General features: G+C 37.1%; 20 protein-coding genes and 1 other annotated feature. Of the genes, 17 read left to right on the top strand and 3 right to left on the bottom strand.

All coding sequences use genetic code 11. From position 1 onward, the window contains the following. Positions 1-150 precede the first annotated feature (150 nt). Positions 151-1,068 (top strand): 1-phosphofructokinase, encoded by a 918-nt coding sequence (gene pfkB / locus BN1082_RS18330; protein WP_090636798.1) that lies wholly within the window; start codon positions 151-153, stop codon positions 1,066-1,068. A 150-nt stretch (positions 1,069-1,218) separates the two neighbouring features. Here pfkB and bcbE read toward each other — a convergent pair whose 3' ends face one another. Continuing rightward, entirely contained in the window at positions 1,219-2,502 is a 1,284-nt protein-coding gene (gene bcbE / locus BN1082_RS18325) for a bacillibactin exporter BcbE (protein ID WP_090636796.1), read from the bottom strand. A gap of 201 nt (positions 2,503-2,703) precedes the next feature. Then, positions 2,704-2,955: a binding site (T-box leader), on the top strand. Between the two features lie 71 nt (positions 2,956-3,026). On the opposite strand from bcbE, the gene trpE reads away from it, so the two are divergent. The 12 genes from trpE to BN1082_RS18270 all read left to right on the top strand — a co-directional run bounded on the left by trpE (position 3,027) and on the right by BN1082_RS18270 (position 14,146). After that, entirely contained in the window at positions 3,027-4,415 is a 1,389-nt protein-coding gene (trpE, locus tag BN1082_RS18320) for an anthranilate synthase component I (protein ID WP_090636794.1), read from the top strand. Next, on the top strand, positions 4,412-5,023 hold the full coding sequence (locus BN1082_RS18315; RefSeq protein WP_090636792.1) for an anthranilate synthase component II: 612 nt from the start codon (positions 4,412-4,414) through the stop codon (positions 5,021-5,023). Before trpE ends, BN1082_RS18315 begins: the two co-directional genes overlap by 4 nt. Then, positions 4,995-6,020 (top strand): anthranilate phosphoribosyltransferase, encoded by a 1,026-nt coding sequence (trpD, locus tag BN1082_RS18310; RefSeq protein ID WP_090636791.1) that lies wholly within the window; start codon positions 4,995-4,997, stop codon positions 6,018-6,020. Before BN1082_RS18315 ends, trpD begins: the two co-directional genes overlap by 29 nt. Further along, complete coding sequence (trpC, locus tag BN1082_RS18305) at positions 6,021-6,812, top strand: indole-3-glycerol phosphate synthase TrpC (protein ID WP_090636789.1); 792 nt, start codon at positions 6,021-6,023, stop codon at positions 6,810-6,812. It abuts the gene before it with no gap. Beyond that, the gene (locus tag BN1082_RS18300; RefSeq protein WP_090636787.1) at positions 6,809-7,435 is read left to right on the top strand and encodes a phosphoribosylanthranilate isomerase; all 627 of its coding nucleotides are present in this window, start codon (positions 6,809-6,811) and stop codon (positions 7,433-7,435) included. Before trpC ends, BN1082_RS18300 begins: the two co-directional genes overlap by 4 nt. Then, complete coding sequence (trpB, locus tag BN1082_RS18295) at positions 7,432-8,631, top strand: tryptophan synthase subunit beta (protein ID WP_090636785.1); 1,200 nt, start codon at positions 7,432-7,434, stop codon at positions 8,629-8,631. The genes BN1082_RS18300 and trpB overlap by 4 nt, the downstream gene beginning before the upstream one ends. A 1-nt stretch (position 8,632) precedes the next feature. Next, entirely contained in the window at positions 8,633-9,418 is a 786-nt protein-coding gene (gene trpA / locus BN1082_RS18290; protein ID WP_090636783.1) for a tryptophan synthase subunit alpha, read from the top strand. 146 nt (positions 9,419-9,564) lie between these two features. After that, complete coding sequence (locus tag BN1082_RS18285; protein ID WP_090636781.1) at positions 9,565-10,140, top strand: hypothetical protein; 576 nt, start codon at positions 9,565-9,567, stop codon at positions 10,138-10,140. Positions 10,141-10,433: 293 nt separating this feature from the next. Then, entirely contained in the window at positions 10,434-11,510 is a 1,077-nt protein-coding gene (gene mnmH / locus BN1082_RS18280; RefSeq protein ID WP_090636778.1) for a tRNA 2-selenouridine(34) synthase MnmH, read from the top strand. A 378-nt stretch (positions 11,511-11,888) separates the two neighbouring features. Then, positions 11,889-12,017, top strand: a complete 129-nt coding sequence (locus BN1082_RS28605) for a hypothetical protein (protein ID WP_281177031.1) — start codon at positions 11,889-11,891, stop codon at positions 12,015-12,017. A gap of 39 nt (positions 12,018-12,056) precedes the next feature. Then, positions 12,057-12,734, top strand: a complete 678-nt coding sequence (locus BN1082_RS18275) for a response regulator transcription factor (RefSeq protein ID WP_090636776.1) — start codon at positions 12,057-12,059, stop codon at positions 12,732-12,734. Beyond that, positions 12,734-14,146 (top strand): HAMP domain-containing sensor histidine kinase, encoded by a 1,413-nt coding sequence (locus BN1082_RS18270; protein ID WP_176699866.1) that lies wholly within the window; start codon positions 12,734-12,736, stop codon positions 14,144-14,146. Before BN1082_RS18275 ends, BN1082_RS18270 begins: the two co-directional genes overlap by 1 nt. Before the next feature lie 289 nt (positions 14,147-14,435). On the opposite strand, the gene sda is transcribed toward BN1082_RS18270, so the two are convergent. Then, positions 14,436-14,573: a sporulation histidine kinase inhibitor Sda gene (gene sda, locus BN1082_RS18265; protein WP_425412177.1), complete on the bottom strand. Its 138-nt coding sequence runs from the start codon at positions 14,571-14,573 to the stop codon at positions 14,436-14,438. A 267-nt stretch (positions 14,574-14,840) separates the two neighbouring features. Here sda and BN1082_RS18260 point away from each other — a divergent pair, with 267 nt between their 5' ends. Beyond that, complete coding sequence (locus tag BN1082_RS18260; protein WP_090636773.1) at positions 14,841-16,478, top strand: AMP-binding protein; 1,638 nt, start codon at positions 14,841-14,843, stop codon at positions 16,476-16,478. 91 nt (positions 16,479-16,569) lie between these two features. After that, positions 16,570-16,776 carry a DUF6501 family protein gene (locus tag BN1082_RS18255; protein ID WP_090638393.1) on the top strand — a complete coding sequence of 69 codons (207 nt, stop codon included), beginning with the start codon at positions 16,570-16,572 and terminating at the stop codon, positions 16,774-16,776. An 80-nt stretch (positions 16,777-16,856) separates the two neighbouring features. Here BN1082_RS18255 and BN1082_RS18250 read toward each other — a convergent pair whose 3' ends face one another. Next, complete coding sequence (locus BN1082_RS18250; protein ID WP_090636771.1) at positions 16,857-17,426, bottom strand: YhcN/YlaJ family sporulation lipoprotein; 570 nt, start codon at positions 17,424-17,426, stop codon at positions 16,857-16,859. 135 nt (positions 17,427-17,561) lie between these two features. Here BN1082_RS18250 and crcB (BN1082_RS18245) point away from each other — a divergent pair, with 135 nt between their 5' ends. Together crcB (BN1082_RS18245) and crcB (BN1082_RS18240) are read left to right on the top strand one after the other, a co-directional pair. Beyond that, positions 17,562-17,942 (top strand): fluoride efflux transporter CrcB, encoded by a 381-nt coding sequence (gene crcB, locus BN1082_RS18245; RefSeq protein ID WP_090636769.1) that lies wholly within the window; start codon positions 17,562-17,564, stop codon positions 17,940-17,942. Positions 17,943-17,953: 11 nt separating this feature from the next. Next, complete coding sequence (gene crcB / locus BN1082_RS18240; protein WP_090636767.1) at positions 17,954-18,313, top strand: fluoride efflux transporter CrcB; 360 nt, start codon at positions 17,954-17,956, stop codon at positions 18,311-18,313. Positions 18,314-18,466: the final 153 nt, after the last annotated feature.

Below are 18,466 nucleotides of genomic sequence, written 5' to 3'. Positions count from 1 at the left end.
CTGAAAACGTCCAAAAACGACGTTTTTTTGAATTTGTGTGAAGGAAAATGATAGATAATTAAAATCAATTGCGATAAAGTATTGTGGGAGAGGGGCATTATAAAAAAAAGATCAATACATAAACACAACAGAAATAAAGGTCGTGAGAGCATGATATATACAGTAACATTAAACCCTTCTGTCGATTACATTATTAAGCTTGATAGTCTTCAAATTGGGGAATTAAATCGATCTACAGATGAATTAATGTTTCCTGGGGGTAAGGGGATTAATGTCACAAGAGTATTAAAAAATTTAGGAGTCATGAGTAAGGCACTGGGATTTATCGGGGGGTATACAGGGAAATTCATTGAAGACAATCTTCAAAAAGAAGATATCGAAATCGATTTTGTCAGAGTCCAAGAAAATACCCGCATTAATATTAAACTAAAAACAGATAAAGAGACAGAAATAAATGCAAGAGGACCGAGCATTTCAATTGAAGACGTTCAAATATTAAAAGAAAAGGTTTCGAAATTAACATCAGAAGATCTACTAATTCTAGCAGGAAGTATTCCAGCAACAATGCCCGATACGATCTATGAAGAACTTGTAAAAATATGTAATCAAACGAGAACTCAATTTGTGGTTGATGCAGAAGGAGAATTGTTAAAAAAGGTGCTCCCATTTCAGCCATTTTTAATTAAACCAAATCATCATGAGCTTGGACAATTATTTCAAACGACCATTTCAAACAGTAATGAGGTTATTTTCTATGGTAAAAAACTATTAGAAATGGGAGCGCAAAACGTCATTGTTTCTCTTGCTAATAAGGGTGCGATGTTGATTACGAAGGATGTTTCTTTGGTAGCAAATGTTCCAACAGGAGTCGTAAAAAATTCTGTTGGTGCTGGAGACTCAATGGTTGCTGGTTTTATCGCGAAATTTATTAAGACCTCAAACTTGAATGAATCATTCCGCTACAGTGTTGCTACTGGAAGTGCAACAGCATTTTCCTTAGGATTGTGTACTGAGGAACAAGTTGAAAAACTCCTAATGCAAGTTCAAATAAATGAGATTTCTATGTAACAAAAACAGAATAGGCTTGCGAAGAATCCATAACGGCTTGCCCCCTCGACTATCAACTCTATCTGCAAAAAATGGATAACTGGTTTGATTTCTTTTGAGTATTGTTGAGGGGGTTGCCCTTTGTTCTATTTTTGACAGTTCTTTCTCTTATCATGCTGTGTCCTTAGTACTCGGCTTTATTGCAAAAAAGGTGACAAGTGCCGCAATTATGCTAAGTCCGCTTAGTAGAATAAAGATCCAGTGATTAGATTGTTTCATTAACAATGCAATAATCGGTGGACCCGCAGCAACTCCGATAAACCTCATCGAACTGTAAATCGATGTAATAGTTCCTCTTTCTTTCTTTTCGATTCCTTCTGTAATTAATGCGTCAAGACATGGTAGTCCGATACCTATTCCAATACCGCTGATAAGAAACATACTAAGCATATACCATAGCTTAATGGAGAACCAAAGAGCAGCGATCGAAACAGCAGCGGCGACGATTCCTCCAAAGGTAAGCCATTTCATTAATACTTTATTTTTTTTAATGATTTTTCCGCCAATAAATGATGATATACAAAGAGCGCCCAATGGCAACGCTAAAAAGAAGCCTTTTTTGATATCTTTTATATTGTATTCACTTTCAAATATTTCCGAAAGATAAAACAGGATTCCAAAAAGAACTAGCATCAGCGTCCCGCCAATAAAAAAGACAGCATATAACCATTGGCCTTCATTTGTAAACGTTTTCTTTATGTTAACGAAAAATTGTTTGAAAGGAATGGTTTTTTCTTGTTTTTTAGGGCATTTCACAAGAAATGTAACCAGTAATAAGGAAATAGTACAAAATACAGGGAAAGAGAAAAAAGGCAGAAACCAAATATATCCTGCTAAAAAAGCTCCTAATATCGGGCTTAAAACTTTTCCAAATGTATTTGATGTCTCTATTAAACCAAGCGAACTACTAACATCACCATCATTTTTAAACATGTCTCCAACTAATGGTAGGACAATAGGCGCTGCGCCGGCTGCTCCTACGCCTTGGAGAGCTCGCCCTATAAGGATTAACCAATAGGCATTATCCAACTTCCAAGCAGCCCAACCTGAAATAATTCCGCCTATTCCTGCAATAATGAGACTTGGAATAATAACCTTTTTCCTTCCGATATGATCTGATAAATATCCTGCAATCGGTATTAAAAAGATGGCAACAACTGAGTAAACGGTAATAATCATACTTGACTGAAAGGAAGTGATTGATAATTTTTTTTCCATTGAAGGTAATACAGGGATTAACATCGAATTTCCTAAGGTCATCACTAATGGAATGGAAGAAAGAGAAACAATGGCCCACTTTTGTTTAGAAATTTCATCGGATTTGTTCTTTTTCGTTGGGGAAGAATTTTTTTTTGAGGTCCGTTGCCTAAAGGCTAATTGCTCGATATTTTCCATTTATCTCCTATCCTTCCTCCATAATGTTAGCTCTACCGCTTTTTTGATTCGCTTTAGTTAATATTTGCAATTAAAGCGGAAAGTAACAAACCTTTTAATGGAAGTCGTGGGGAAGGCATTAAAGGAAATAATTTTTGAAAATTATAAAAATAAATCTTGACAATATTTAGTGAAATAGGTATGATAATAAACAATTTAATGGAAAAATCGTTGAGCAAGAGGAGTACACCTATTGTTTTCTTTCTAGAGAGTCGGGGATGGTGTGAACCCGATAAGAAAAGATTGGTGGAATGGACTTGCGAGAGGTTTCTTGAACCTATAGTAGGGAAACCCGGAGTTCCACCGTTAAAAGGATAGGATATCGGACCATTGGTGTCCCGTATCTGAAAGAGGAGGCAGGTTTTTTTCTGCTTCAAACAGAGGTGGCACCACGGTTGGAAAATCGTCCTCTATCTGCATAACAAGCATTATGCAGATAGAGGACGATTTTTTTTTATGCTTTCCTAATTGAAAGGAGCACACAAATGAAAACACAAAAAGGATATTTTGTAACAGAAATAAAAGGGGATACGTTTACCCCTATTTCCATTCTCCAAAAAATTAGTGGAAGGAAGAAATTTCTTTTAGAAAGTTCCTATAAGTATAATGACTCGGGCCGATACTCTTTTATTGGGGCAGATCCTGCTTTTGAATTAATTTCATACGGAAATTGTAACGAGATTCTCTATCGCAACGGCAAAAAAGAAGTTCATAAAGGCAATCCTTTAGAAATGATCCATCATTTAATGCCAACACGTGATTTTTCCGAGACTCCATTTCCATTTATGTCAGGAGCAGTTGGCTATGTCGGTTATGATATTATCCGCCATTATGAAAATATCGGCGAATCCGCATACGACGACTTAAAAATGCCGGATGTCCATTTAATGTTTTATGAAGTCATCATTATCTTTGATCATTTGGAAGAAAAAGTAATTCTTTTTGGTACCCCTCTTTTAGAGGAAAGCGATGATGTGAATATGGAGAAACAAATTCTGACGCGAATAAACGAGTTAAAACAGCCGGGTATTTACGTTGAAGAAGAGCCGTTTCATTTCACTGGCTTTAAAGAGGATATGAAAAAGGAAGTATTTATTCAAAATGTTGAAACTGCAAAGGAATATATCCAATCTGGTGATATCTTTCAAGTCGTACTTTCTAGAAGAATGACATCACTTTTCAAAGGAACACCGTTATCACTATACCGAAAGCATCGAGCTCATAACCCAACACCATACATGTTCTATATTGATTTTGAAGGGTATACGGTTTTAGGCTCATCACCAGAAAGCTTAATAAAGGTTAGAGGATCAAAAGTGACGGTTAACCCCATTGCTGGGACGAAAAAACGTGGAAGAACAATAGAAGAAGATCAAAAGAATACGAAAGAATTGTTAAACGACGAAAAAGAATTAGCCGAACATCGAATGCTGGTAGATTTAGGTCGTAATGACTTAGGAAGGGTTTGCAGTTTCGGAACTGTAAAGGTGGAGAAATATTTAGAGCCCGAAAAATTTCGCCATGTTATCCATCTTGTTTCTGAAATTAGCGGCGAACTAAAGACTGGAAAAACAGGACTTGATGCCCTTGCCGCATGTCTTCCGGCTGGAACCGTTTCTGGGGCACCGAAAATAAGGGCAATGGAAATTATCAATACATTGGAAAAATCCAAACGTGGCTTATATGCAGGGGCGATTGGGTATGTTTCGACAAATGGAAATATTGATTTCGCCCTTGCGATTCGAACTGTGATTCTTAAAGAAGGAACAGCCTATATTCAAGCAGGTGCAGGAATCGTATATGATTCCAATCCAGAATTGGAATTCGAGGAAACTTTAAATAAATTAAGATCTTTTTTGGAGGGTGTATCATGATCCTTTTGATTGATAATTATGACTCATTCACGTTTAATCTCTATCAATATTTAGGGGAATTAGGAGAGGAGGCGCTAGTGTTTCGAAATGATCAATTGAGCTGTGAAAAAATCACCTCCTTGAAACCGAAAGCCATCATCCTTTCACCGGGACCGGGAAAGCCCGAGGATGCAGGTATTTGTCTTGAAGTAATACAAAGATTCTACCGAAATATCCCAATTCTAGGAGTTTGTCTTGGTCACCAGGCAATTGGGGCAGCTTTTGGATGTGTAATCAAAAGAGCGAGTGAAATTAAGCATGGTAAAACATCCTTTATAACACATCTTGGCACAGGAATATTTAATTATTTGTCATCTCCGCTGGAAGTGATGCGCTACCATTCTTTAATAATTGAGAGGAATAGCCTGCCGCCGCAACTCGAGTGTATCGCCACCTCGATGGAAGATCACGAGGTTATGGCAATCAAACATGATCAATATCCTGTCTACGGTCTACAGTTTCATCCGGAATCAATTGGTACACCCCTTGGGAAGCGAATACTAATGAATTTTTTACTTGAAATAGAAAGGAAGAAGACAAATGAAAAATTATTTACTCCAATTAGCTGAGCGTCAATCTTTATCCGAAAACCAAATGAAGGAAGCGATTGATCATATTTTGGTCGAAGAAGTATCAGAGTCTGAAATTGCTGCCTTTTTAATGGGATTAAAGTCAAAAGGTGAAACAGTCGATGAAATTGCAGGTATTGTGAAGGCGCTGAAAGAAAATACCCTGACATTTCATAAGAAATTCCCTAATGTGATGGATAATTGCGGAACTGGGGGAGATGGGTCTTCAAGCTTCAATGTCAGCACAACCTCGGCTTTTGTCATTGCTGGTGCGGGTATTCCTGTTGCTAAACATGGCAACAGAAGTATTTCTAGTAAAACTGGTAGTGCCGATGTTCTGGAGTATTTAGGCATTCATTTGAACCTACCTGCTAAAAAGACAGAAGAAATCCTTGAAGAGATCGGAATAGCCTTTTTATTCGCTCCACATGTCCATCCTAAATTAAAGAAAGTCATGATGGTACGTAAACAGCTAAAAATTCCTACAGTCTTTAATTTAATTGGTCCACTAACCAATCCAATCGATTTAGACTACCAGTTACTTGGAGTCTACCGCCGGGATTTATTGAATGTATTTGCAGAAGTCCTTGAAAAATTAGGCAGGAAAAGGGCAGTCGTCATTAATGGGGCAGGATACATGGATGAAGCCTCTTTGCAGGGGGAAAATCATTTGACGATTTTAGCAGAGGGAGTCATCAAAAATCAGACATTCTTTCCGGAAGAAATTGGTCTTCCCCAATATGATAACAGCTGTATAAAAGGGGGCGAGGCTAGAACGAATGCTCAAATATTAATGAATGTATTAATGGGTGAAAAAGGAGCACACCGGGATACGGTATTACTTAATGCAGGGATTGGGATTTTTACGGCAGGGAAAGTAAATACGATTAAAGATGGCGTTAATCTTGCTAGGGAAGTAATCGATTCAGGTGCAGCTTATGAAAAATTAAGATACCTAATAGAAAAAACTGAGTCAGCTCAAAGAGAGGCGATATAGATGGAAACGATTTTGAATCGAATTATTGAAGAAAAAAGAAAAGAGGTCATTCGCCTTAAGGAGTGCAGTCAAATCTTGCAAAACCTGGAAACAGATAAACGATCACTTATTCAAAAACTTCAAAATGCTAAAGATATCGCAATTATAGCTGAATTCAAGCGGGCATCACCGTCAAAAGGAATCATCAATAATCAATTAGAGCCGGTAGAGCAGGCCATTGTTTATGAAAAAAACGGTGCTTCTGCTATTTCTGTCCTTACTGATCAATCCTTCTTTCAAGGATCATTTTCCGATTTAAGGGCTGTTCGCCAGGCAGTTACAGTCCCAGTTCTTTGTAAAGATTTTATTATTGATCCCATACAGATTGATTGTGCGGCATCGAGTGGTGCAGACCTTATTTTATTAATAGCTGCCGTTTTAGAGGAAGACGAATTACTCATGCTCTATCAGTATGCAAAAAGCAAAGGATTGGAAGTTCTCATCGAGGTTCATGACTATAAGGAATTAGAGAAAGTTGGGAAAACAGGGGCAAAACTAGTTGGTGTAAATAATCGTGATTTAACATCATTTCATGTTTCTCTTGATGTGACTGAAAAGCTAGCTGAAGCTGTTAAAAGCACCGGTGCTTTTCTAATTAGTGAAAGCGGAATCCATCTGCAAAAGGATGTAGAACGTGTAAAAAAGGCAGGGGCAGACGGGATTTTAGTTGGGGAAGCCTTAATGAAAAGCTCGGACCTGAGCAGAACCATGCAAAACTTCCGCTTGGCACAAACTACGGAGGGGAAGTTATGAAGGTGAAAATTTGTGGGATTACCGATGTAGAGACAGCTCTTTCAGCAGTAAAATCTGGTGCGGATGCTGTAGGATTTGTATTTGCTGAAAGCAAGCGGAAGATTACCCTAGAGGAGGCAAAAGAAATAACCCGAAGCTTGCCGGATCAAGTCTATAAAGTGGGGGTATTTGTCAATGAATTGAGAGAGAAAATTGAAGAAATTTCATCCTTTGTCGGTTTAACGCATATACAGCTGCACGGTGATGAATCAGCATCATTCAGTGAATCACTTTCATTACCCGTTATTAAAGCATGGGGAATCGATGAGCAAAGCTCATGGAAAAAGATCCTTGAATATCCTTGTGAATACATCTTACTGGATGGTCCAAAAGGAAAATACCGGGGTGGAAATGGAAAAAGCTTTGATTGGAGCCACTTCCATAAAAATGAATTGGATAGGAGGAAAATTATTCTCGCCGGGGGATTAACAATCGAAAATCTGGAAGATGGAATAAAAGCCATCAGACCTACCATGATAGATGTCAGCAGCGGAGTAGAAACAAACGGAAAAAAGGATGTTAATAAAATTCAATTATTTATTAAAAAAGCAAAAGGAATTTTAAATGAGGAGAGATTAGTATGAGCGCATATACATTACCGGATGAAAAAGGGCACTTCGGGATTTTTGGAGGTAGATTTGTCCCAGAAACTTTAATGAAAGCAGTAATGGAACTTAATCAAGCCTATGAAATCGCAAAGAAAGATCCTGATTTTAAGGCTGAAATAGAAAGATTGCTAAAAGAATATGTTGGAAGAGAAACTCCACTATACTTTGCTGAAAATCTTACTCGACATGCTGGGGGAGCTAAGATTTATTTGAAAAGAGAGGATTTGAATCATACTGGGGCTCATAAGATTAACAATGCAATCGGGCAGGCACTACTTGCCGTTAGAATGGGAAAAAGAAAAATCGTTGCCGAGACAGGTGCTGGTCAACATGGGGTTGCCACTGCCACTGTTTGTGCCTTATTAAATCTTGACTGTATCATTTTTATGGGAGAAGAAGATATTAAAAGACAATCTTTAAATGTTTTTCGGATGGAGCTACTAGGTGCAAAGGTTATCAGTGTCAGTTCCGGAAGTGCCACTTTAAAGGATGCAGTAAACGAAGCTTTAAGGTACTGGGTTACTAATGTAGATGATACCCACTATCTATTAGGTTCTGTTATGGGACCACATCCCTTCCCTACAATCGTCCGCGATTTTCAAAGTGTGATAGGTAAAGAAACAAAAGAACAATTCCTAAAGAGTGAAGGGAAGCTCCCAGATGCAGTCGTTGCTTGTATTGGTGGTGGAAGTAATGCAATGGGGATGTTTTATCCTTTTATTGAAGACGAACAGGTTAGTCTTTATGGAGTTGAAGCGGCAGGACAAGGGATTGACACGGAATTTCACGCAGCATCCTTAACAAAAGGACGGCCGGGTGTTTTACATGGTTCACTCATGTATTTATTGCAAGATCAACATGGACAAATTCAAGAGGCACATTCGATTTCAGCAGGCCTTGATTATCCTGGAGTAGGACCGGAACATAGTTATTTAAAAGATATTGGCCGAGCTTTTTATCACTCGATTACAGATCGCGAGGCACTTGAAGCATTTCAGCTTTTATCAAAACTGGAAGGAATCATACCCGCGCTTGAAAGTTCTCATGCTGTTTCCTTTGCCGTAAAACTGGCTGCTGAAATGGAAAATACACAGAATATTGTCGTTTGTTTATCAGGACGCGGTGATAAAGATGTAGACACAGTTAAATCGAAGCTAGGGGGGAAGAGGTAATATGAAACGACTTGAACGAACATTTACCAGTTTAAAAGAAAATGGCAGGAAGGCTATTGTTCCCTATATTATGGGAGGAGATGGCGGATTGGAATGTTTATCAGACCGGCTCATCAAGCTTGAAAAATGGGGGGCAACTGCAATCGAGGTAGGAGTTCCGTTCTCAGACCCTGTAGCAGATGGGCCAACGATTCAGAAAGCTGGTATCAGGGCACTAGAGAATGGAACGACTTTAAAAGCGATTATTCACGAACTCGAAAAGGCGAGAGATACCATAACAATTCCACTCATTTTGATGACATATATGAATCCTATTTATTCGTATGGTATTGATCAATTTACAGTCGATATTCAGAATGCCGGTGTCGATGGGTGTATCATCCCAGACCTGCCGCTCGAAGAAGAGGAAATAGTAGCGCCACAGCTTACTAAAGCAGGAATTGAATTAATTAGGCTTGTAACCCCTACGACAACCCTTGAACGAATAAAAACCATTTCAAGCCGTGGAAAAGGTTTCTTATATGCCGTAACGGTAAAGGGGATTACCGGTACGAGAAGTAATTATGACCAGTCATTAAACGAATTTTTACAAACGGTTAAAGAAGTTAGCTCAATACCTGTTTTAGCAGGCTTTGGAATATCGAAAGGAGCACAGATGAAGGAGTTAGCCGCCTTGTGTGATGGAGTGATCATCGGAAGCAAGGTTGTGGAATTATTTGAGAAAAATGACCTTAAAGAGTTGGAAACGCTCATTTCCGTATTCAGGCAAGAATCGAAAATAATGTAACATCGTATATGATAATGTCCCAAAAAAATTGTTAGATCACTATAGTGTCTTTTGTTACAGAAGAAATTAATACTTTTTATTATAATGTGAATTAAATACGGCTCGTTTATGAATTTTATTACGATACAGGTTTAAGGATGAGGACTATGAGGGTTTATACAACGATACTTTCCATATTAGACAAGAAGGGACCTTTACCGATTTCTACAGTATGTCAGGAAGTGAACCAGGTTCTTCCTATTCATCGGGAAAAGCCAATATTGCCTTCTCATATTAAATCCATTGTGACCAAAAAGAAAGGATTTTTTGATATTCATGAAGGAAGAATATCGATTAATCCTGATAAAGATCCCATTTCTTTATCAGTATCCATAGAATCATGTGGTGGTATTTCTTATTATATTAAGGTTTATTTAAGAAAAAATAATTTTGCGGTATTGGAATGGAGAAATAAAGATAATCGATTGCCGTTTTCATACGATCAGCCTAAAACACTTGGCAGCTTAGAAGAATTTAAAAGGGAACTTTTTACGATGAATATATGGGATTGGGATCCGTCTTATCGAAATGAAGAGGGAATTCTCCTTGATGAAAAAACCTGGTCTGTTAAACTAATAACAAAAGGAACAATTTATCAAAGCGAAGGTATAGAATGCTATCCAAAAAATTGGGGCAGCTTTTGCAGGTTAATTGAAAAGCTAATTGGAATGACATTTCGTTGAAGGTATAATTTTACAATGCTAATTAATCCATTGTATTTCCTTGAAAGCAAAGTTTATCTTCATTATAATATGAATATACTTTTAATAAAGGCAGTGTTAAAGGTCATTGTTGATTTTTGAAACAATGTTGATTTGAGCGGAAAGCGAAGCGCCTGGAGCTCAAATCAACATCCAAGTTTAACAAAGCCAATAAAAAAATGCTATAAGTAGTTCTATAAAATGACAATAGTATGAAACTTCCAGTCATGGGAGTTTTGTTTTATTTTGTCAGATGATTGAGGAGCGTAAAGAAAGTGAAGGAAATAACTGTTGAAGAATTATTCAAAATTAAAAACCCAATCATAATTGATATACGCTCACCGATTGAATTTAATGATGGAGCAATACCAGGGGCAATTAATGTCCCCTTATTTTCAAATGATGAGCGCGAGGAAATTGGGACGATTTACAAGAATGAAGGTTCTAGCGTAGCAAAATGGAGGGCAATGGAAGTAGTTTCCCCAAAAATTCCAAAGATTCTTCAAAAAATTAAAGAACTTAGCACTGAAGGTGAGTTAGTTGTCCATTGTTGGAGGGGAGGCATGCGAAGCAATGCTGTTGTAACCTTCTTGGAATTTGCAGGTATTTATTCCTGGCGGTTAGTTGGCGGCTATAAGGCATATCGCCACTACATTCTCGAGAAAATCCCCTCCATGTTCCCTGAAAAAGCGATGGTATTACATGGATTGACAGGTGTAGGGAAAACAGAGATACTTAAACTTTTAAAAGAAAAGGGATTTCCAATAATCGATCTTGAAGCAATGGCAGGTCATCGCGGATCGATATTCGGGACAATTGGACTTGGTAATGGCCACAACCAAAAAACGTTTGACTCCTTATTATTTAAGGGATTATCAGAAATTCAAGGTGCAGGATATTTCTTAATTGAAGCGGAAAGCAAGCGAATAGGAAAGACTGTTCAACCAGAAGAATTAATAGATAAGAAATTACATGGTATAAACATTCACCTTCATTCCCCTATAGAGGAAAGAATTAAGCTTTTGGTTTCTGAATATGTGATTCCGTTTCAGCATGAGGAATGGTATTTCGGAAAAATTTCCGAGGGGATTGATAAGGTATTAAGATGGATCAAAAATGTTGATATAAAGAATAAGTTGATGGATGCTTTAGAAAAAAGGAACTATCACGAAATGATTCATATTTTACTTGAACATTACTACGATCCGCGATACGATCATGCGCGCTTAGAGTATGAAGGCAAATTCTTTGATATTGTGGCAGATAATCCCTCAGAAGCAGCGGAAAAGATCGTTGCTTTAATGGAAAAGTTATCATTTTATCCTAATAAAACAGTTAAAGACCATTTTTAATTCAATTCTCATTTTATTTTCATTCATTTTTATTAAACATTTGGTATGATTCTGACGTATGAATGAAAATGAGAACCAGTTTTAAAAGGGTTTGATTAAAAAATCCGATTTGCTTTAGCGAATTTTTATTGCTGCAAAAAAATCGCTTAACCAAATGGATGGTTCTCCTTAAAGTGCATGTTGCTTTGGCCCATGTGCTTTTTCTTTTTGTGTAATAACAAGAATATTCAGTTTTTTTAACCGGATTCTCATTTGCTTTTCATGATGTTTTCTATAATTGGTGATATTATTTAAAACAATATTTGAAAAGTAGGACATTTCCATTCCAACTAGACTTGTACTAGATGCTTTGAAAAAAGCGATAAGGAGGAATGAAACATGTTTTGGGGCCGCCTGTTAATACTAGGGTTTTTTTCATTATCAGCTCTTTCACTTATTTCTTATCAGTCCATCGAAATCATTCATGCTGTTATAAATTTCATTCAAGATAAACATCAGTTAAAATAATAGTGATCTCTTTAAAATTTATAAAGAAGCGTGGAGTATATGCCAAGATTATTAATTATTGAAGATGAAAAAAATTTAGCCAGATTTATTGAATTAGAATTGAATTATGAAGGATATGAAGTCAAGGTTTGTTCAGATGGCAGAAGTGGTTTACAATTAGCGCTTTCCGAGAAATGGGATGCTATCCTACTCGATTTGATGCTTCCAGAGTTAAATGGAATGGAGGTTTGCAGAAGAATCCGGCAGACCAATAAAACCATCCCCATCATTATGATTACGGCTCGGGATAGTGTTTTAGATCGTGTTTCAGGGCTTGATAGTGGTGCAGATGATTATATTGTAAAACCATTTGCCATTGAGGAATTATTAGCTAGGTTAAGATCATTGCTGCGAAGAGTGGAGGCAATGGCTTCGGTCGAACCAACGGTCTTTACTTATAAAGATTTAACAGTTGAACTCGAATCATGTGTTGTAAAAAAAGGTGAAAAGATAATTAATCTTACAAAACGGGAATATGACCTCTTAGTTATTTTCATGAGCAACATTAATATTGTTTTAACAAGGGAAGTCCTTTTGAATAAGGTATGGGGTTATAGCACCGGTGTTGAAACAAATGTAGTCGATGTTTATGTGCGGTACTTAAGGAATAAAATTGATAATCAAAATGAAGGAAGTTATATACAAACAGTTCGTGGGACTGGGTATGTGATGAGATGATGAACAAAATAAAGGACTACATGAATAATCTTCCATGGCATACAAAATTAGTACTAGGTGGATCTACTGCGATCTTTTTTACTTTCTTTTTATTTAGTTTTTTAGAATATCATTCAGTTTCAAACTGGATGTTAAAACGAGAAGAGAGTGCCGTAAATCGTACCATTACAGATATTGCTACATTTTACAAGGAAAAAGGGGACTCTTTGTCCCTGAAGGATATTTCAAATAGTGAAGAGTTTTTAAGAAAAATGAATGATAAGGACCAATTAATTCGGGTATATGATCAGCATGGGACCATAGTTGTCTCTGATAAAAATGGGGAATTTTCCGTTTTAGAGCCAACTCCTGCAAAAGCAATGGAGACAGAGAAGGTTTTAGAGGAAGGAAACGAGGAGATTATTGCAAGGTATCCATTAGAGGGTGGAGCATTTTCAGGAACACTCGAAATAGTGAGACAACTGAACAGCTATAACAAAATGATGGATCAGCTCTTTTGGGTAATGACCATTTTTGGTATTGGTGCCATAATACTAAGTGCGGTCAGTGGGTATATCCTTGCAAAGCAGCTCTTAAAACCTGTAAGAGATTTGACTCAAGCGATGATTAGAATTAAGAAAAATGGTTTTCAAGGACGAATGGTCATCTATCGGCAAAAAGATGAACTTGCCGGCCTTGCTATTGTCTTTAATGAGATGATGGATGAAATTGAAAAGTCTTTTCAGCAGCAAAAGCAGTTTGTTGAGGACGCCTCACATGAATTAAGAACGCCTGTTTCGATACTGGAAGGTCACCTTTCATTATTGAATCGTTGGGGAAAAAAAGACCCTGCTATCTTAGATGAGTCACTTGAAGCGTCGTTATTTGAACTATCCAGATTAAAAAAGCTGATTGTGGATCTGCTTGAATTAACAAGAGCGGAAAACAATCGATCCTTAATGGTGGAAAAAGCGAATATTGATAAGATTTTGCATCAATTGATAAAAAATTTAGAAATGATTCACCCAGATATCCAATTTAAGTTGACTATTGATCGGATATTGCCCTTTGCAATGATTTCTGAACAACATCTGCAACAAATTTTAATAATTTTAATAGACAACGCGATCAAATATTCAAAAGAAAATAAAGACATCCAGATTTCGGCAGAACAAGCCGGATCAGAAATATTGTTGTCAGTTATTGATAATGGGATTGGCATCCCAGCTGATCAAGTTCATGAAGTTTTTAATCGTTTTTATCGAGTTGATAAAGCCCGCAGCCGCGAAAACGGTGGTATAGGATTGGGACTTTCGATTGCAAAAAGATTAATTGAAAAATATAATGGATCGATTTCGATTAACAGTAAGGAAGGAATTGGAACAAAGGTAAGCATGACTCTTCCTGTAGTGACGGAAAATGGGAGATTCTAAACCTTTTTATAAATAGGCTGTGTTAAAGGTCCGTTGATTTTTGAAATTATGTTGATTGGAGCAGAAGGCGCGAGACTCCTCGAAAATGCTATTGCATTTCCTTCGTGTGTGGGCGGATTCAAGGATGTAATTCAATGTCCTGCGGGAGTACTGAGCAGGGGAAGACCCCACAGGCGCTTAAGCGCCGAGGAGGCTCCCCGGAACGCGAAGCGCCTGGAGCGCAAATCAACAGGCAAGTTTAACAGCCTATAAATAAAAGAAACGTTAAAAGACCGGTAATACCGGTCTTTTAACGTTTCTTAAAAGGCTTTATTCCACGACGTTGAATTTCATCCTTTAGAATTTTTATCCATTCTTTTTCTTTCCCAGACTTTAAAGCATCCCGATACGATACAACCAACTGTTCGTTACTCATAATTTTCATCATTAAATGCCTCCTTGGAAAAGATGGATTGAATATTCAGTTTTTAATATTGTAATGTTTTATAATCGTTTTGAGAACCCCCAATTTCATTTAATTTATATAAAAAATGTGAACTCCATATCCTACCATGTAGAGACAGAAACGGAAGAAAACAAAAAAATTTTGACATTTCAACGGAGATATTATATTCAAAAAATATTGAATATTCCTATAAATATGTTACCATACTTTTGAAAGCGTTTAAGTACAAGTGTTGAGGGGGATGGAAGGATGTCGGATATACTAAATGTTACGATTGGTAACCTCTTAGAAGAAAAGGCAGCATTGCACCCAGGCCACGAAGCCGTTGTTTATTCAGATCGAAATTTAAGGTGGACTTATCAAGAATTTAATCAAATATGTCGTAAAGCAGCAAAGGGCTTTATGAAGCTTGGAATTGAGAAAGGGGAACAGCTTGCTGTTTGGTCGACCAACACTTCTGAATGGCTTGTAACTCAATTCGCAACAGGGAAAATGGGGGCAGTTCTCGTAACAGTCAATACAAACTATAGGACTACTGAACTTGAATACTTATTGAAACAATCCGATTCAACCACAATTATCTTAATGGATGTTTTTAAGGATTCATCCTATATAGATATGATATATGAAATAGTGCCAGAATTAATGACTTCTGAACCCGGTAAGTTACGATCCAGCCGACTTCCTTTTCTTAAAAATGTCATTGTCTTAGGTGACAACAGATACCCTGGAACTTATTCCTGGAATGATATCATAAAGCTGGGTGAATGGGTGTCTGATGAGGAATTAAATGAGCGGATGGAATCACTAGAAGCTGATGATGTAATTAATATGCAGTATACTTCTGGAACAACTGGTTTTCCAAAAGGGGTAATGCTAACTCATAACAATATTGTCAATAACGCCTATAATATTGCGAACTGTATGAAGCTCACAGTTCAGGATCGTCTCTGTATTCCTGTTCCATTTTTCCATTGCTTCGGCTGTGTACTTGGAACAATGGCATGCGTTTCTGTAGGAGCAACAATGGTGCCGGTTCAAGAATTTAACCCGAAAAGGGTTTTACAAACAGTACAAGACGAAAAATGTACAGGATTGCATGGTGTACCGACGATGTTTATTGCAGAATTGAATGATTCTGATTTTGAGAAATATGACCTGTCATCATTACGGACTGGAATCATGGCGGGAGCAAACTGTCCAATTGAGGTTATGAGAGCAGTCATCGAGAAAATGGGAGCGACTGAAATTACTATTGCATATGGTCAAACGGAATCATCGCCGGTCATTACCCAAACGAGAACGAATGACTCGATTGTGCTTCGTGTTGAAAGTGTGGGAAAAGCACTACCAAATGTCGAAGTGAAAATTGTAGAACCGGGAACATCAACGGAAGTTCCGCACGGTGTCCAAGGTGAGCTCTGTACAAGGGGTTATCATGTTATGAAAGGATACTATAAGAATGAAGAAGCGACGGAAGAAGCGATTGATGCTGATGGCTGGCTTCATACAGGTGATTTAGCGGTTATGGATGAAAAGGGATATTGTAAAATTACTGGACGTTTAAAGGATATGATTATAAGAGGGGGAGAAAATATATATCCTCGTGAGATTGAAGAATTCCTGTATTCCCATCCGAAAATTGTCGATGTCCAAGTAGTGGGGATACCTGATGAGGTGTATGGGGAGGAGGTACTAGCTTGGATAATATTAAAAGAGGGAGAAACGACCACTGAGGACGAAATTAAAGAGTTTTGCAGTGGGAAAATTTCTAAGCATAAAATACCTCGCTTCATTGCCTTTACAGATTCCTATCCTATGACCGCATCAGGAAAAATTCAAAAATATCGTTTGCGTGAGCAAGCAAAAGAAATAGTGAAACAGTAATCCTTTATCAAGTTTGTAAATTCGTTTTACAATACCGATTCCATTGATTATACTAGTAGGGTAAACAATGACGAAAGGGACGGTAGCAGCAATGATTCATTTATCGTGGCGGGAACGGAATACAGCTATAAAGGTGAAATGTATTCATACCGATGCAAAAAAATACATTGTAAATAATGTGTTAACACCTGGAAAAATCTATGATGTAAAAAATGAAACTGATGAATTTTACTTCATTATTGATAATAGCGGTAAAGTTGGCGGATTTTATAAGGAATATTTTGAAGTTACTAAGTAAAAGGACTGATGGGTCTTACCTTCAGTCTTTTTTGTAATAACAGAATAAGAAAAATGCCTGGCAGAAGCCAGGCATTTATATTACTTCTGATTCGGAAACACCCTACGAACGGCATCGTTAAATTGATTAACGAACCCTGAAACAGGTTGGCCTTTGCGAATATCGTTTGCCCATGTATTCATTTGACCATAAAAGTCAGGGTTCACAGATACATAAACATTGTCAATATCACGATCTACCGATTTTACACGGTTAGATATTTTATTTTTAATACTATTTGTAAGGTGGTCACCATAACCACGACTCAGCTTGGCAGCAACATATGCATTATTCTCTGTTACGATCACATTTGCGGTATCAACTTCCGGTAAATCAGCTACATTTTTTGCAGCATCATCGGCTACTCTCATTTTTGAACGGTTATCAATCTGATTAAGATTTCGATTATCTGTTCTAACATTCGTTACATTGTTACGATTATCAACATCTGTTATAGTAGGGCCGGTAGGATTTGGAGTATAATTAACCCTTGTTGGATCGTTCAAATTTTGATTTCGATTGGCTACATTATCGTTCACGTTCATTCTTGCACATCCGGATAAATAAATACTAAAAATTAGCGTGGAAATTAAGAATACTGTTTTTTTCATGCTGTAACTCTCCTTTATCTTAGTTGTACAAAGATAGGTTTCCAACTTAAAAAAAATCTATACGAATAAAAAATCGTAAAATGTTGGGTATGATAAAATTAGTAAGAATTTTACATTGGTATTGAGGTGTTTTTCTTGCTTTATTTGTTTATTGGAATTGGCGGGATTATTGGAAGCATGCTTCGTTATTTAGTATCGATTATAGCTGTGCAAATATGGGGGAAGGATTTTCCACTTGGTACGCTTCTCATCAATTTATCTGGCTCCTTTTTTCTTGGTTGGTTCACAAGCGCAATTGTGAACCAAAAAAAAATGCATCCTTACATATTAACTGCTATTTCAACAGGTATTGTTGGTTCTTATACTACGTTCTCAACCTTTTGTTTCGAAACGGTCCATTTATTTCAAATGGAAAATTATTTAAAAGCGTTTTTTTATCTTTTATTAAGTCTTTTCGGTGGTCTATTCTTCGTTAGGCTGGGGGTAAATGTAGGTGAACAACAGATAAAAAAGTGAGGGTTTTGAGTATGATGGAAGCTTTATTTGTATCAATTGGGGGATTTTTCGGGGCAATTAGCAGGTATGCTTTAAGTAAATACATTCAAAACAGGAATAAAACTGATTTTCCTTTAGGTACCCTTATTGTTAATTTAATTGGAGCGTTTCTTTTAGGTTTATTAATGGGGATGAAAGTAAATGGTCACCTCTATAGTCTTTTTGGAATTGGGTTTATGGGAGCATTTACTACTTTTTCCACCTTTAAGCTTGAGGCATACCAGTTAAAATCGTCAAAAAAGCACAAACATTTTTTTAGTTATGTAACATGTAGTTACTTATTCGGAATCATTCTTACTTTTTGTGGCATCCTATTAGGAAAATTAGTCTAAAAAAGACGCTGTTCCAAAAGGTGACAGGCACCACTATATGTACAAAGTTCATGATAATTTTTCCGCTATGTTGATTTGAGCGGAAGGCGCTCGACTCCTCGAAAATGCTATCGCATTTCCTTCGTGCGTGGGCGGATTTAAGGATGTAATTAA

It is taken from the genome of Neobacillus massiliamazoniensis, from assembly GCF_001048695.1.
GTDB lineage: Bacteria > Bacillota > Bacilli > Bacillales > Cytobacillaceae > Neobacillus > Neobacillus massiliamazoniensis.
Note: the sequence above shows the minus strand (reverse complement) of the source record. Positions and strands in the feature narration are given on the sequence as shown.